The sequence below is a fragment of the Onishia niordana genome, assembly GCF_004798965.1.
Lineage (GTDB): Bacteria > Pseudomonadota > Gammaproteobacteria > Pseudomonadales > Halomonadaceae > Onishia > Onishia niordana.
On the sequence record NZ_SDSD01000034.1, the window covers coordinates 1 to 342 of the forward strand.

The 342-nt window shown below is 37.4% G+C and carries 1 protein-coding gene; it reads right to left on the bottom strand.

What is annotated here, in order from left to right; translation table 11 throughout:
* The coding region (locus ETC27_RS17840; protein WP_205742767.1) for a glycerophosphoryl diester phosphodiesterase membrane domain-containing protein at nt 1–342 on the bottom strand (342 nt) is incomplete at both ends.

Genomic DNA, 342 nt, shown 5'->3' on the forward strand with positions numbered 1-342 from the left:
GCTAACGCTATTTGAGGCATGTGATGATCAATTGCGGATTGCAACAGAATCAAGAGTTGACTGATTACCCAGAAAGAAGCCAGTAAACTGATGAAAATTGCTATAAAGCGGAAAAAGAAAACTTTAAATTTTCCTTTGCTCATCTGCCAGCTGACACTCAATGAGGTCCTAAGTTTTTTCTGCTGCAAAATCATGAGCGGCAGAACAAAAATTAGACGGTATCCAATAAACATGGATAATAAAGTCAGTAAAATGTAGGCTGTCAAAAGCCACCAATTGTTAGTTGCAATAAACTCCAAGATGAAATTAGGCACTTGAATAGCGGAAATAATGTCTATACCG